This is a genomic window from Rahnella sp. EDr1-12, assembly GCF_049206505.1.
Taxonomy (GTDB): Bacteria; Pseudomonadota; Gammaproteobacteria; order Enterobacterales; family Enterobacteriaceae; genus Rahnella; species Rahnella rivi.
Genome location: NZ_JBLZNY010000001.1, coordinates 1 through 12,669, shown reverse-complemented (window position 1 = coordinate 12,669; position 12,669 = coordinate 1). Strand labels below are relative to the sequence as shown.

The following is a 12,669-nucleotide window of genomic DNA, read 5'->3' as shown; positions in this document are numbered from 1 at the left end:
CACACCGGCTTTTTTTGTCTGCATCATTCTGCAAAGCTTAACTGCTGTACATGGCCGCAGCATTGGCTGATATTCATGCTGACCCGCCGCCAACAGGGCGGGCGCTGACACTTTTTGTCGTCTTTGCCGCAGAGAAAGGAGCCTTAATGACTATCGCGTTGCTCAGCCACGTCCCGCTGGATGCTGGTTATCCTGAACGATTTGAAGCTGCCGGTTTTACCCTGCATTTCGCCACCACGCCCGCACAGCGCGAGACGCTGGATCCGCATATCGCGCAGCAGATCCGCGCCGTACTCACCATCGGCAGTATCGGCCTGAGTGATGCGCAGATGGCAGCGTTGCCACAACTCAGTATCATCTGTGCACAGGGAGTGGGATATGAGCACATCGACGTGGCGGCGGCGAACGCGCGCGGTATTCACGTCACCCACGGGCCGGGCACCAATAATGCGTCAGTGGCTGACCACACGCTGGCGCTGATGCTGGCGATCACCCGGCGCATTCCGCAGTTTGATGCGGCGGTTCGCGGCGGAGAATGGAACAAGTCACGCTGGAACGTGCCGGGCATGGCGGGCAAAAAGCTCGGCGTGGTGGGGCTTGGCAATATAGGTGCGTTGATTGCGCGACGTGCCGCCGCCGGATTTGATATGGCCGTCGGATATCACAATCGCTCGCCGGTGGAAGATTCGCCGTATAGCTATTTCAGCAGCGTACGCGAACTCGCGGGCTGGGCGGATTATCTGGTGGTGGCCACGCCGGGGGGAAAGAATACCGTCAGGCTGGTGGATGCGGATGTCCTGCACGCGTTAGGGGCTGAAGGTTTTCTGATTAACATTGCACGGGGCAGCGTGGTGGATACGGCGGCGCTTATCGCCAGCCTGAAGCACCATCACATTGCCGGTGCGGCGCTCGACGTGGTGGAGGGCGAACCGCAGGTGCCGCCTGAATTACTGCGGCTTGATAATCTGGTGATCACGCCGCACGTGGCGGGACGTTCGCCGGAGTCGGTCGAAAACATGCTGTCGCTGGTGCTCGCTAACCTGAACGCGCATTTCGCCGGAAAACCGGTGCTGACCGCCGTGCCTGAGTAAATCCGCCCCTGCGCCGCCGCGCTCTATAGTCGTAAAAAGCATAAGTAACCGCTTTTTCTTATTTGGCTGGCATAGCCCGAGGCCGTAACAATAGGGTTTTAGAACAGACAGAGGCGACGGCGGTGAATTTTCAACAACTCAAAATTATCAGGGAATCAGCGCGATGCAATTACAACCTGACCGAAGTGTCGAACATGTTGTTCACATCGCAGTCAGGGGTCAGCCGTCATATTCGTGAGCTGGAAGACGAGCTGGGCGTCGAGATATTCATCCGTCGCGGCAAGCGTTTGCTGGGGCTGACCGAGCCGGGTAAAGAGTTGCTGGCCGTGGCCGAGCGTATTCTCAATGAAGCGCAGAATATCCGGCGGCTGGCCGATGTGTTCTCCAAAGAGGACGCAGGCGTACTGACCATCGCCACCACGCATACGCAGGCGCGTTACAGCTTGCCGAAAGTCATCAAGGCCTTTCGCGCCATTTATCCGGGCGTCCGGCTGGAACTGCATCAGGGTTCTCCTCAGGAAGTGCTGGCGATGTTGCTCGGCGGGCAGGCGGATGTGGCGATCGCCAGCGAAAAGCTGATGAACGATCCGTCAGTCGCCGCGTTTCCGTATTACCGCTGGCATCACGCCATCGTGGTACCGCAGGGGCATCCGCTGACCTTACAGCACCCGATCACCTTGCAGCATCTGAGTGAACAACCGCTGATCACTTATCGTCAGGGCATTACCGGCCGTTCGCGTCTTGATGAGGCTTTCAGCCGCGCGGCGCTCAGCCCGGATATTGTGCTCAGTGCGCAGGATTCTGACGTCATCAAAACCTACGTTGAACTGGGGCTGGGCGTGGGGATTTTGGCCGATAAAGCCTACGAAGCGGCGCGTGACACCGGGCTGCAACTGATCAACGCCGAGCATTTGTTTGAAGCCAATACGGTCTGGCTCGGGCTGAAAAGGGCGCAGCTTCAGCGTAATTATGTCTGGCGGTTTATCGAGCTGTGTAATCCGGGGCTGTCGGTGAATGACATTAAGGAGAAGGTGTTTGCATCGGGGCAGGAGAGCGAGACGGTGATCGATTATCAGATTTAACGCACCGGCGTTAAAGGCAGTATCAGGCGGGGCGCCATCACACGCCCCGCAGGATTTTACTCAGTCAACCGTCGAATACTTCACATAGTGATTTGAGCAGTTGAAGTGCGCCACATAGCTCAGCGTTCCGTTCGGACCTTTCGCGCTGAACGGAATGTGATAGGTCCCCTTATCCTCTTTCGCATCATCACTGATAAAGCTCAGCACCGGCACGGAAGTACCCATATTGTCTTTATCGTTGCCCCAGTTCGGGATGCGGTTTTCCATGTAGTCACGGGTGACGGTATCAATGGCGTTGCTCTTGCTGATCTGGGCGCAGGCGCCTTCCGTTGAACGCTGCATCCACCACGGATAGACATAAACTGAGCCGAGCATTACGACCATCATCAGGAAGATAACTGAAATAATTCCGATCAAAACAACTTTACTCATAGTGCTTCCTACTCCTGAAAATTCTCAGCCAAATCATAGACTGCGCAGAACATTCGATGTTATTTATCGAAGGAAAGCGCGTATGTTACGCCAGTTGGTCAGCAGAGGTTAAGTATTATCAGCCCTTCTGTTGCATTCCGTTACAGAAGCCGGTCCCGCCACGCCCTTCGCGGTGTTAGCCTTTGAGCATACCGTCATTGCACACATTGATAGCAAAAGGAGTTACACATGAGTCAGCAACCTGTTGTTCAGCCATCCACCGTTGTTGCGGTACTTGGACTGGGCGCGATGGGCCATGCGTTTGCCGCAAATCTTATCAAAAAAGGGTTTACCACCCGCGTTTGGAACCGTACGCCATCCCGCGGGGATGATCTGGTGGCCGCCGGAGCAACGCGCGGTGCAACGCCCCGTGACACGGTGGAAGGGGCCGACGTCGTTATCACGATGCTGTCCGACGGCAAGACGTCGCTGGACGTATATCAGGGGGACAACGGTGTGCTTGCCGGGCTCAAGCAGGGCGGGATTATCGCGCAGATGGGCACGCTCGGCGTGGACGCCACCGAAAGCCTGATCGCCCTGATCACACAGCTTCGCCCTGACGTGGTGTTCTTTGACGCGCCGGTGTCCGGCACCAAAGGCCCGGCAGAGCAGGCGCAAATCGTGGTGCTGGCCAGCGGTGACCGGGAAGCCGGCGCGGCGATCGAACCGGTATTTGCGGCGATCTCTAAAGCAACCAAATGGCTGGGAGAAGCCGGTCGCGCCTCTAAAATGAAGCTGGTGGTGAATGCCTGGCTGATTGCCATGATGGAAGGCATCGCCGAAACCACGCAACTGGCCGAAGAACTGGGCTTTTCTACCGACGATTTGTGGAACGTCCTGGAAGGCGGCCCGCTGGCTGCGCCTTACATCAAAGGCAAAATGGACATGTTCAAAAGCGACGATTACACCCCGCAGATGCAACTGACCTGGGCGCTGAAAGACATCAATCTGGCGCTGGACGCCGGCAGTCAGCTGAATTTGCCGGTGATGAAACGCATCAGCGAAACCTGGCAGGGCGCGGTGGGTGCCGGTTACGGCGATCAGGATCTGGCGGTGGTGTACCGTTACCTCGGCAATCACTCTTTTGAATCATAACTTCGCAGTATAAATCAGAGCATCTGGCTATTGGTCACCCGCAACAGCGCTGTGTTAGCGTCACAAACAGATATCTTCTTTTCACTGATGCGGAGTGAGCAATGAGCCAGCCTTCAAGCACTATCCCTCTGATCGACTTCAGCCAGTTCTCCGGCTCACCGGAACAGCGCGAAACCTTTCTGTCAGAGTTGCGTTATGCCGCCCGCGAGATCGGCTTCTTCTATCTTAAAAACCACGGCGTTGATGCCACGTTATTGAGTGATGTGCAAAACGCCTCACGCCAGTTCTTCGCGTTGCCGGAAGAAGAAAAGCTCTCCGTGGCGATGATCAACTCTTCACATTTTCGCGGCTATAACCGCGCGGCGTCTGAAATTACCCGCGGCCAGCCGGACTGGCGGGAACAGTTTGATCTCGGCGCAGAGCGGCCAGTATTGCCGGTCAGTGAACGCACGCCGGCATGGGCCAGATTGCAGGGGCCGAATCAGTGGCCACAGGCGTTACCTGAGCTGAGGCCGTTGCTGCTGCGCTGGCAGCGTGAAATGACGGCCATGTCATTGCGTTTACTGCGCGCTTTTGCCCTGGCGCTGAAACTGCCGGAAAACGCATTTGATCCGCTGTATGGCGAAAAACCCAATGAACATATCAAGCTTATCCGCTATCCGGGGAGGCCGGAGGGTGAAGGCAATCAGGGCGTCGGTGCACACAAAGATTCAGGATTTCTCAGTTTCTTATTGCAGGACGATCAGCGCGGATTGCAGGTCGAAGTGGAAGAAAATCAGTGGGTAGACGCCTTGCCGGTGCCGGGTACGCTGGTGGTGAATATCGGCGAACTGCTCGAACTCGCCACTAACGACTATCTGCGCGCCACGGTGCACCGCGTGGTGTCTCCGCCTGCTGCCGGTGAACGTTTATCGCTGGCCTTTTTCCTCGGCGCGCAGCTTGATGCCGTGGTACCGCTGTTTCCGTTACCGGCGGAACTGGCGAAAGAAGCGCGCGGTGAGGCCAGCGATCCCCTCAATCCGCTGTTCCGCGATGTGGGCTTCAACTATCTGAAAGGGCGGCTGCGCTCACATCCCGACGTGGCGCAGCGCTATTATGCCGACGTCACTGGCTGATCAGATTTTCGGGGCACGTGCCGTATCAATACTGACCACCGCTGACATCCCCGGCCGCAGGCGCTCGCTCTGTGGCTGACCAGGCTCCAGCTCAATCCGCACCGCGATGCGCTGGGCGATTTTGGTGAAGTTACCGGTCGCGTTGTCGGCTTTCAGTACGCTGAATTCCGACCCCGCCGCCGGAGCAATGCGCACCACATGGCCTTTAAACGCATGATCGTCAAGCGCATCCACGGTAAACGAGGCCGGCGTGCCGACCGTCATCGCGGCCAGCTGACGCTCTTTAAAGTTGGCGGTCACCCAGACCATTTTGGGTGTGATCGAGGTCATTTGCGTCCCGGCTGTCACATACTGGCCTAAACGGGCGCTGATCTCGCCGAGCTGACCATCAGAGGGCGCAACAATCCGGGTGTGCAGCAGATTGATTTTCGCCACTTCCACCTTAGCCTGCGCGGCCTTCAGGGCGGCGGCCAGCGACGCTTTATTAGCATCCACCAGAGACAGATCCTGACGGGCGATATTGACCGATGCCCGCGCTTTGGCGACGCTGGCTTTGCTGGTCAGCAGGGCCGCATGTAACTCATCACCGAGGGTTTTGGACACCAGACCTTTTGCCAGCAGGGAACTGTTACGGCCGGTATCCAGTGCGGCTTTGCTTTCGCCCGCCATTGCGCTTTGCAGTTCGGCCTCGGCCAGTTGCAGGCTTGCGGCGCTGGAGGCACGATTTTGCTCAAAATTCTGCAAGGTCACCTGTTGCTGTGCGGCGGCAGCCTCAGCCTGCAATAACTCCTGACGGTAGGTGCTGTCGTCGATCATAAACAGCAGATCGCCTTTTTTTACCGGCATGAAATCCTGTACCTTGACCTCGGTAATGTACCCCGAAACCTGCGGGCTGAGCAGGGTGACATTGCCCCGCACGTAGGCGTTATCGGTGGATTCCACCTGGGAGCTGAACGGAAACAACTGCCAGCTGTACAACACCAGCATCACGCCCGCCATACCAAGACAAAGCACTACCCAAATCGACGGATAACGAAATACATTTTTCATCACTTTTCCCGCATTACTCTTATAGTTCGATAATAGAAACGAATGAATTACGCCACCGCTTCAGCGGCTTCGCGTTTTTTGTCCTGGATCCGGCCGGCAATAATGTGCGCGCAGAGAATCGCAAAGCAGCCGAGCGACATATAAAACACCACCATAAACACATCGTTGTAGGCCAGCAGCCCGGCCTGCTGGCTTACTTTCAGGCTCAGTTGCATCACCGCTTCGGCGCTCAGTTGTGTGCCATCATTGAGCGACGGTTTCAGCAAATGGCTGTATTGCGAAAGCCGCTCGACCACCAGCGGGTTTTGCAGCGATATTCCTTCGGTCAGTACGCTGGAGTGAAACTTCTCCCGCAGAATTTGAATGGTCCCCAGAAACGCGCCGCCCACCTGCGCACCGACGTTTTGCGTCGAGAGAAACACCAGCACGAAGCTGATGATCTGGCTCTGACCGTATTGCAGTGCGCGGATAAAACCGAGCCACAAAGAGGTCGGCAGGAAGATCGCGCCGCCAAACGCAATCATGCCCTGAGTCAGATAAAACTGTTCGGGGCGGGTGTCCGTGGTCGAATGGGCGTCCAGCCAGGCCGCAACGGCAATCAGCGCGATTGAAAACAGATGGATGTAAACAATCCGGTTCGCCTTGTGGATGATGCTGACGAACACCAGACCGGCAAAGGTCGCGGCCAGAATGATACAGAACAGCGTCACCAGCTGATCGTTAAGCAATCCGAACAGATTCAGAAAGCCCACCATGCCGGTGGTTTGTTCGGAAAGCAGCATGCGCACGAACAGCATTGAGCCGGTAAACAGCAACATTTCCGGCGTCATCAGCCAGCGTAAATCGATAATTGGATTCTTACGGCGCAGCTCGACCATAAACGACAGCGTCAGTGCAATGATCCCGACCACCAGCACTTCGCCAATCCACGCTTTTTCCTGCCACCAGTAATAGCGGCCCATGGTCAGCACCACCGACATACAGGCCACGGCGGTGGCAATCAGCGGATAACTGATCCAGTCGGTGCGCTCGAACACTTTCACCCGTGGCGGATGCGTCAGCGGCAGGATCCAGATGATCGCCAGACAGATCAGCGACAGCCCGGATTCCAGCATCGTCAGCTGGTGCCAGTGCCCGAGATCGAGCAGATGAGGCGAAATGATGCGGGAAATGGGTAACGAAATCTGGCTGCCCGCCAGCCCGAAACATAATCCCGCCGTAAGCTTTTTGGCGGGCGGGAAAATTTCAAACATGTAAAACAACGCCAGCGGCCCGAGCGATGCCATCGCAAAACCCATCACGGCGCGCACGGCCACAGCCGTCTGAAAGTCATGGGTAAACATCTGCGCCATCGACGCAAACGCAAAGAACAACAGGCCGTATTCCCCAAAACGACGGAACCCGAACTGGGTGCGGATTTTGTACAGCAGAATAGTGCCGGTGACGCTGGTGGCGGTGTACGCGGCGATCAGCCAGTAACTCTCCACGTTAGAAATGCCCAGCGAGCCCTGTATCCCCGGCAGATTGGAGCCGACAAGATTGATGCCAAGCCCCTGCGTCATACCGATAATCAGCGACGCCATCACGTAAACCGCAATCCGCAGACGCGGAAAACGCATCAGCCAGTGGCTGACCTGCACCGCAAAAGGATGGTGCGTGGAGGGCGGAACCGAGGCGGTTTCCGGTGGCGCAGGTGTCTCTTGTGCAGCGGATGCATCCTGTTGAGTCAATTCACCGGCGTCCTGTCGGATATCAGAATCAGAACGCTTCGTCATCGTTGTGCCATGTAAGTCGTTACCCAACTAGTTTGTAGCTTGCTACATAATGTAGTGAGGCATTTCAAATGTGTCTAGCTCAATTATTCATATCAGTGATATTTACAAATGCGAATAGCGAATAACCAATCAATGACAGGCGTGATTATTGCGGAGAAAACGACGGGGCAGGAAAGGGGAAAACGCCACTCAAAGCGCGGCGATATTGGCAGTAATAGCAGCGAGAACGTCACGGGCGACGGCGATGTTGTTTTCAGGAATGCCTTCCATCACGCGAATTAAAATGTCATCCGTCATACTGCGCACCTGATTCGCCAGTTCGGTCCCGGTTTCAGTCAGTTTGATGTCTTTTGAACGGCGATCGTTTTCGCCAGGGCAACGTTCCAGCAGACCCAGTTGTGCAAGGCTGTCAAACAGGCGGATTGCAGTAGGGTGCTCAACTTCCAGCAACGCCGTCAGCTCGCCCTGTGGCAAACGTCCTTTGGCGGCTTCGAGATGCAATAAAACCTGCCCGCGCGCGAGAGTCAGCCCGATGGTTTTAAAGCGGGCATCGCAGTAAGTGCGTAACTGACGGCCAATATGAATGGTTTCCGGGAGGAAGCGCAGGGTAGGCGAAGCGGCTTCCGGGCGGGGGTGTAATGTGGTCACAGGATCCTCACAGTCGGTACTTTTGATGGCGTCAGGTTAGCAGGATATGTGACTTTTGCCACAAAAGAGAGGAATGAGGTGAAAATTTGAGACAACAGGAAGGCATAAAACCGCGACGATAATCTGTGTTTATCAGTTTCAGAAAGGTATTATTTTTAAAGCAATAAAAAACACATATGACCTACTCTGGAGAATAAATCATGCAACCTGTCATCAATATGATCACGCTGGGCGTTAAGGATTTGGCCGTCGCCACGGAGTTTTATCAACACGGATTAGGCTTTCCAAAAGTCGTTATCGATTCGGACGGAGTGAGTTTCTTTGAGCTGGCAGGGGCGTGGTTATCACTGTTTCCGTGGGAGGAACTGGCGAAAGATGCGCAGGTGAGTGCCAGCGGTGAAGGTTTTCGCGGTATGGCGCTGGCGCAAACCGTTGCCAGCGAAGCGAAGGTGGATGCAATCCTCAGGCAGGCAGTCAAAGCCGGAGGCACGTTAATCAAGCCAGGCCAGAAAGTGTTCTGGGGCGGATATTCCGGTTATTTCGCCGATCCGGACGGACATCTGTGGGAAATAGCCTATAACCCGTTTATGAATATCGGGCCGAAGGACGAGTAAACGGACAGGGCTTCCATCAGCGCATTTGAAGAAAACGCACCCACTTAGTTACAACATACAAGTGTTGGCTTTTAAAATTATCATCATCGTCTGTGATATCAGGCAACACACTTATCCCATGGTGTTGCCTGATAAAGTTTAGCAGAAACAGAGGGTTATAAACCGCGTTTTTCCATCAATACCGCCAGATCGACCAGGCGGTTTGAGAATCCCCATTCGTTATCGTACCAGGCCAAAATTTTCACCAGTTTGCCGCCGATAACCAGGGTGGAAAGCCCATCGATGATGGAAGAGCGCGGATCTCCACGATAATCGCTCGAGACAAGCGGTTCATCACTGTACCCGAGGATGCCTTTCAGCGGGCCGGATTCAGCCGCCTGACGGAACGCCGCATTGATTTCTTCAACCGTCGCTTCACGTTTCAGGTTCACCGTCAGATCGACAATCGATACCACCGGAACCGGTACGCGCAGGGAATAACCGGTCATACGCCCGGCGAGTTCCGGGATCACTTTACCGATTGCCTTCGCCGCGCCGCTGGAATACGGCACAATCGAAACAGCTGCGGCACGCGCACCGCGTAAATCTTTTTCCGGCTGGTCGTGAAGCGCCTGACTGTTCGTGTAAGCGTGGGTGGTATTCATTAAACCATGCTCAATCCCGAAGGTCTGATGAAGAACCTGCGCCGCCGGAGCCAGACCGTTAGTGGTGCAACTGCCATTGCTGACGACTTTATGTTTAGCCGGGTCATACTGATCATCATTAACGCCCAGTACGAGAGTGATGTCCTCATCCTTACCCGGTGCGGAAATGATCACACGCTTTGCGCCGCCGTGGGTAATGTGCACTTCGGCTTTGGCTTTATCCGTAAAGAAACCGGTGGCTTCAATTACGATATCCACCCCTGCGCTGCTCCACGGAATCGCGGCCGGATCTCTTTCTGAGAATACGCGAACCGTTTTGCCGTCCACCCGTAACTCGCCTTCGCCTGCTTCGACGGTGGCGTTTAACGTGCCTGCGAGAGAATCATATTTAAGAAGATGGGCAAGGGTTTTACTGTCGGTGAGATCGTTGATCGCCACCACCTGAAAGTCATCGCGTCCCAGAGCGGCGCGCAAGACATTTCGACCAATTCTGCCGAATCCATTGATACCAACGTTGACCATGATGCACTCCTTAGTTTACGGAACTGCATTCACTGTATGCCGCTGGTACGATGGCGTAAATGACAATAAAAGATCTATTTACGCCAATTTGCGCGAACAGAAACGGTCGCGATATTCTGAAGGGGTGAGTTGCAAATTTCGTTCGAAAACTCGGCGCAGATTCAGCCCGCCACCGAAACCGGTCATCAGGGCAATCTGCTCAATGCCGAGGGTGGTTTGTTCCAGTTTCTGTCTGGCGGCATTCAGGCGGATCTCCTCGACATATCTGGCCGGCGTGATGCCGGTTTCACGGGTAAAGACGCGGGTGAAATTACGCGGGCTCATGGCGACACGTTCAGCCATTTTCTCCACGGACAAATCCGCCGTAAGATTCTCCGGTAACCAACATTGAAGATCGCGGACAGGGCCTTCAGCAGCCTCGTTTAACAAGTACCGGCTGAACTGAGCCTGATTGCCAGGCCTGCGCAGAAACATCACCAGATCCTGTGCCACGTCGCGAGCCAGGCTGAAACCGTGATCATCCTCGATAAGGGCGAGGGTGAGATCAAACCCTGAACTGACCCCGCCGGACGTCCAAACGTTGCCGTCCTGAACATAGATCGGCCCGCGTTCGACAATGATGGAAGGGTATGTCGACTGTAAAGTATCGAGTAGCCGCCAGTGCGTGGTTGCGTGGCGACCATCAAGAAGCCCGGTTTGAGCCAGCAACATCGCGCCGCCGCAAATAGACACCACGCGTCCGGCATGAGGCGCCGCACGCTTCAGCCACTGAACCACATCCGAACCTTCTTCTTCGGTCAGGCCTTTGCCGGTGATAAGGACAGTATCGCGCGGAACCTGCGGGTCGAGATCGCACAAACGATGATCGGCCAGCAGATTTAGCCCTGAAACCCCATGAACGACGCGGTGCGGTTGCGTTGTTGCCACCGTGACCTGATAAGCCGGTTTTGGATCGTCTTCAGACCTCAGGCGATTTGCCTGCATCAGAATATCGGCGATACCGGCCGCTTCAAATAACATGCCCCCGTCGGGGACGATAATCAGAAATGTATGCATGGCATTAAAAATACTTTCTGTACTAAATAAGTCAAGGAACGCTGCCTGAAAATCAAAAAGAGCAGGGCGCAGCGAGGAACATTTCGCGGACAATCACCCGTCAGTCAGGCGCAATTTCTGTAAAAACGCCAATTAATACATGACCCTCCGTGGCGATAGAGGTATCTTGTCTGCGCTATTAATCCCTCCAGCTAAACACGGGTATTTCATGACGTCATTACTCAAAAATCCGACCCGCGCAGGCATACTGATTATGCTGATGATCCTGGCTGGCTGCTCGGAAAAACCACACTATAAAAAATATGACTCGCACGCTTTTGACGATGAAATTGAAGATGCCGCTGACAAATACAAAGTTGACCGAAAACTGGTGAAAGCCATTATTCAGGTCGAGTCCAGTTACAATCCGAAAGCGGTAAGCCCTTCAAATGCCATCGGTTTGATGCAACTGAAAGCCTCTACCAGCGGCTGCGACGCTTACCGTTATAAAGGAAAACGGGGTTGCCCGGACGATGATGATTTGCTGGATCCTGAAACCAATATTGATTTGGGCACGGCATATATCAGCGCATTACAGCATCAGCAACTAAACTGGATTAATGATCCGGTCACACGCCGTTACGCCACAGAAGTGGCTTATGCCAATGGTGCGGGCGCATTGCTGCGGACATTTTCCAGCAACCGCCAGACCGCCATCAGCCTGATCAATCAGCTTTCACCGGAAGCATTTCACTGGCATGTCCGTCAGTACCATCCGGCAGCGCAGGCGCCAAGATACATGGCGAAAGTTGAAAAAGTTTACGCAGGTTTATAGCGAATAACACATCACATCAGAGAGTGCGCTACGTAAAATCTGCAGCATTATGATACTGCTCATTTCTCAGATTTCACGTAGCGCGATCATTTCACATGGCGAATTTTTGCCGATAAAGAGGAAATCTCATGACAGGTAATATGTTTGCTGATTTTCCCCATGATGTCGCCAGCCGAAATGCCGAATCCTTCGAAGCCTTGTTAACGCATCAAGACGTACGCATAGAACGGATCATTTCAACCGGTCAGTCGAGCCCCCCGGATTTCTGGTATTGCCAGCCACAAAGCGAGTGGGTGATGCTGCTGCAAGGTTCGGCAGGTTTGCGACTTGAGCACGAACCGGATGAACGTGTTTTACAAGCCGGGGACTTTATGAATATTCCCGCATACTGTAAACATCGCGTCGAATGGACAGACGCGAAAGAAACCACGATCTGGCTGGCCATTCATTATGGTGATGAAAAACCAGAGAGTAAGGCAGGTGAGGTGTCACGGTAACGGGTTAAAGGATGGAAAGCGATAATGCAGTTACTATTTAACATAATCATGATTATGCGCACCGAAGCTGTAAGTCCCATTTGATAATGTCACTTTTGGAGATGCGGATGTTTTGTTGGACTGATTATGTTGTGATCCCCAGATGCTTCCGGTACTTAACCGGACTCATTGCACCCAATGATAATTTAATTCGCT

Annotated in this window: 13 protein-coding genes; 7 read left to right on the top strand and 6 right to left on the bottom strand. The window is 54.4% G+C overall.

Annotation, left to right across the window (positions count from 1 at the left end):
* Positions 1-146 precede the first annotated feature (146 nt).
* Both ACO0U8_RS00065 and cbl read left to right on the top strand, forming a co-directional pair.
* Positions 147-1,091, top strand: a complete 945-nt coding sequence (locus ACO0U8_RS00065; protein ID WP_217203589.1) for a 2-hydroxyacid dehydrogenase — start codon at positions 147-149, stop codon at positions 1,089-1,091.
* A gap of 122 nt (positions 1,092-1,213) precedes the next feature.
* The gene (gene cbl / locus ACO0U8_RS00060) at positions 1,214-2,173 is read left to right on the top strand and encodes an HTH-type transcriptional regulator Cbl (protein WP_056770637.1); all 960 of its coding nucleotides are present in this window, start codon (positions 1,214-1,216) and stop codon (positions 2,171-2,173) included.
* 60 nt (positions 2,174-2,233) lie between these two features.
* Here cbl and ACO0U8_RS00055 read toward each other — a convergent pair whose 3' ends face one another.
* Entirely contained in the window at positions 2,234-2,605 is a 372-nt protein-coding gene (locus ACO0U8_RS00055; protein ID WP_056770632.1) for a YebF family protein, read from the bottom strand.
* Between the two features lie 228 nt (positions 2,606-2,833).
* On the opposite strand from ACO0U8_RS00055, the gene ACO0U8_RS00050 reads away from it, so the two are divergent.
* Entirely contained in the window at positions 2,834-3,739 is a 906-nt protein-coding gene (locus ACO0U8_RS00050; RefSeq protein WP_421670022.1) for an NAD(P)-dependent oxidoreductase, read from the top strand.
* Between the two features lie 101 nt (positions 3,740-3,840).
* The gene (locus ACO0U8_RS00045) at positions 3,841-4,854 is read left to right on the top strand and encodes an isopenicillin N synthase family dioxygenase (protein WP_421670021.1); all 1,014 of its coding nucleotides are present in this window, start codon (positions 3,841-3,843) and stop codon (positions 4,852-4,854) included.
* On the opposite strand, the gene ACO0U8_RS00040 is transcribed toward ACO0U8_RS00045, so the two are convergent.
* The 3 genes from ACO0U8_RS00040 to ACO0U8_RS00030 all read right to left on the bottom strand — a co-directional run bounded on the left by ACO0U8_RS00040 (position 4,855) and on the right by ACO0U8_RS00030 (position 8,327).
* A complete protein-coding gene (locus ACO0U8_RS00040) occupies positions 4,855-5,904 on the bottom strand; it encodes an HlyD family secretion protein (protein ID WP_421670020.1) in 1,050 nt (349 codons plus the stop codon).
* A gap of 47 nt (positions 5,905-5,951) precedes the next feature.
* Positions 5,952-7,679 (bottom strand): MFS transporter, encoded by a 1,728-nt coding sequence (locus tag ACO0U8_RS00035; protein ID WP_421670019.1) that lies wholly within the window; start codon positions 7,677-7,679, stop codon positions 5,952-5,954.
* Between the two features lie 189 nt (positions 7,680-7,868).
* Entirely contained in the window at positions 7,869-8,327 is a 459-nt protein-coding gene (locus ACO0U8_RS00030; protein WP_122095299.1) for a MarR family winged helix-turn-helix transcriptional regulator, read from the bottom strand.
* Positions 8,328-8,527: 200 nt separating this feature from the next.
* On the opposite strand from ACO0U8_RS00030, the gene ACO0U8_RS00025 reads away from it, so the two are divergent.
* Positions 8,528-8,941 (top strand): VOC family protein, encoded by a 414-nt coding sequence (locus tag ACO0U8_RS00025; protein ID WP_217203592.1) that lies wholly within the window; start codon positions 8,528-8,530, stop codon positions 8,939-8,941.
* Positions 8,942-9,096: 155 nt separating this feature from the next.
* Here ACO0U8_RS00025 and gap read toward each other — a convergent pair whose 3' ends face one another.
* Together gap and ACO0U8_RS00015 are read right to left on the bottom strand one after the other, a co-directional pair.
* Complete coding sequence (gene gap, locus ACO0U8_RS00020; protein WP_056770608.1) at positions 9,097-10,107, bottom strand: type I glyceraldehyde-3-phosphate dehydrogenase; 1,011 nt, start codon at positions 10,105-10,107, stop codon at positions 9,097-9,099.
* A gap of 78 nt (positions 10,108-10,185) precedes the next feature.
* On the bottom strand, positions 10,186-11,163 hold the full coding sequence (locus tag ACO0U8_RS00015) for a GlxA family transcriptional regulator (RefSeq protein ID WP_056770604.1): 978 nt from the start codon (positions 11,161-11,163) through the stop codon (positions 10,186-10,188).
* 208 nt (positions 11,164-11,371) lie between these two features.
* On the opposite strand from ACO0U8_RS00015, the gene ACO0U8_RS00010 reads away from it, so the two are divergent.
* Together ACO0U8_RS00010 and ACO0U8_RS00005 are read left to right on the top strand one after the other, a co-directional pair.
* Positions 11,372-11,977 (top strand): transglycosylase SLT domain-containing protein, encoded by a 606-nt coding sequence (locus ACO0U8_RS00010; RefSeq protein ID WP_421670018.1) that lies wholly within the window; start codon positions 11,372-11,374, stop codon positions 11,975-11,977.
* A gap of 128 nt (positions 11,978-12,105) precedes the next feature.
* The gene (locus ACO0U8_RS00005; RefSeq protein WP_217203594.1) at positions 12,106-12,474 is read left to right on the top strand and encodes a cupin domain-containing protein; all 369 of its coding nucleotides are present in this window, start codon (positions 12,106-12,108) and stop codon (positions 12,472-12,474) included.
* The last annotated feature ends 195 nt before the right edge of the window (positions 12,475-12,669 follow it).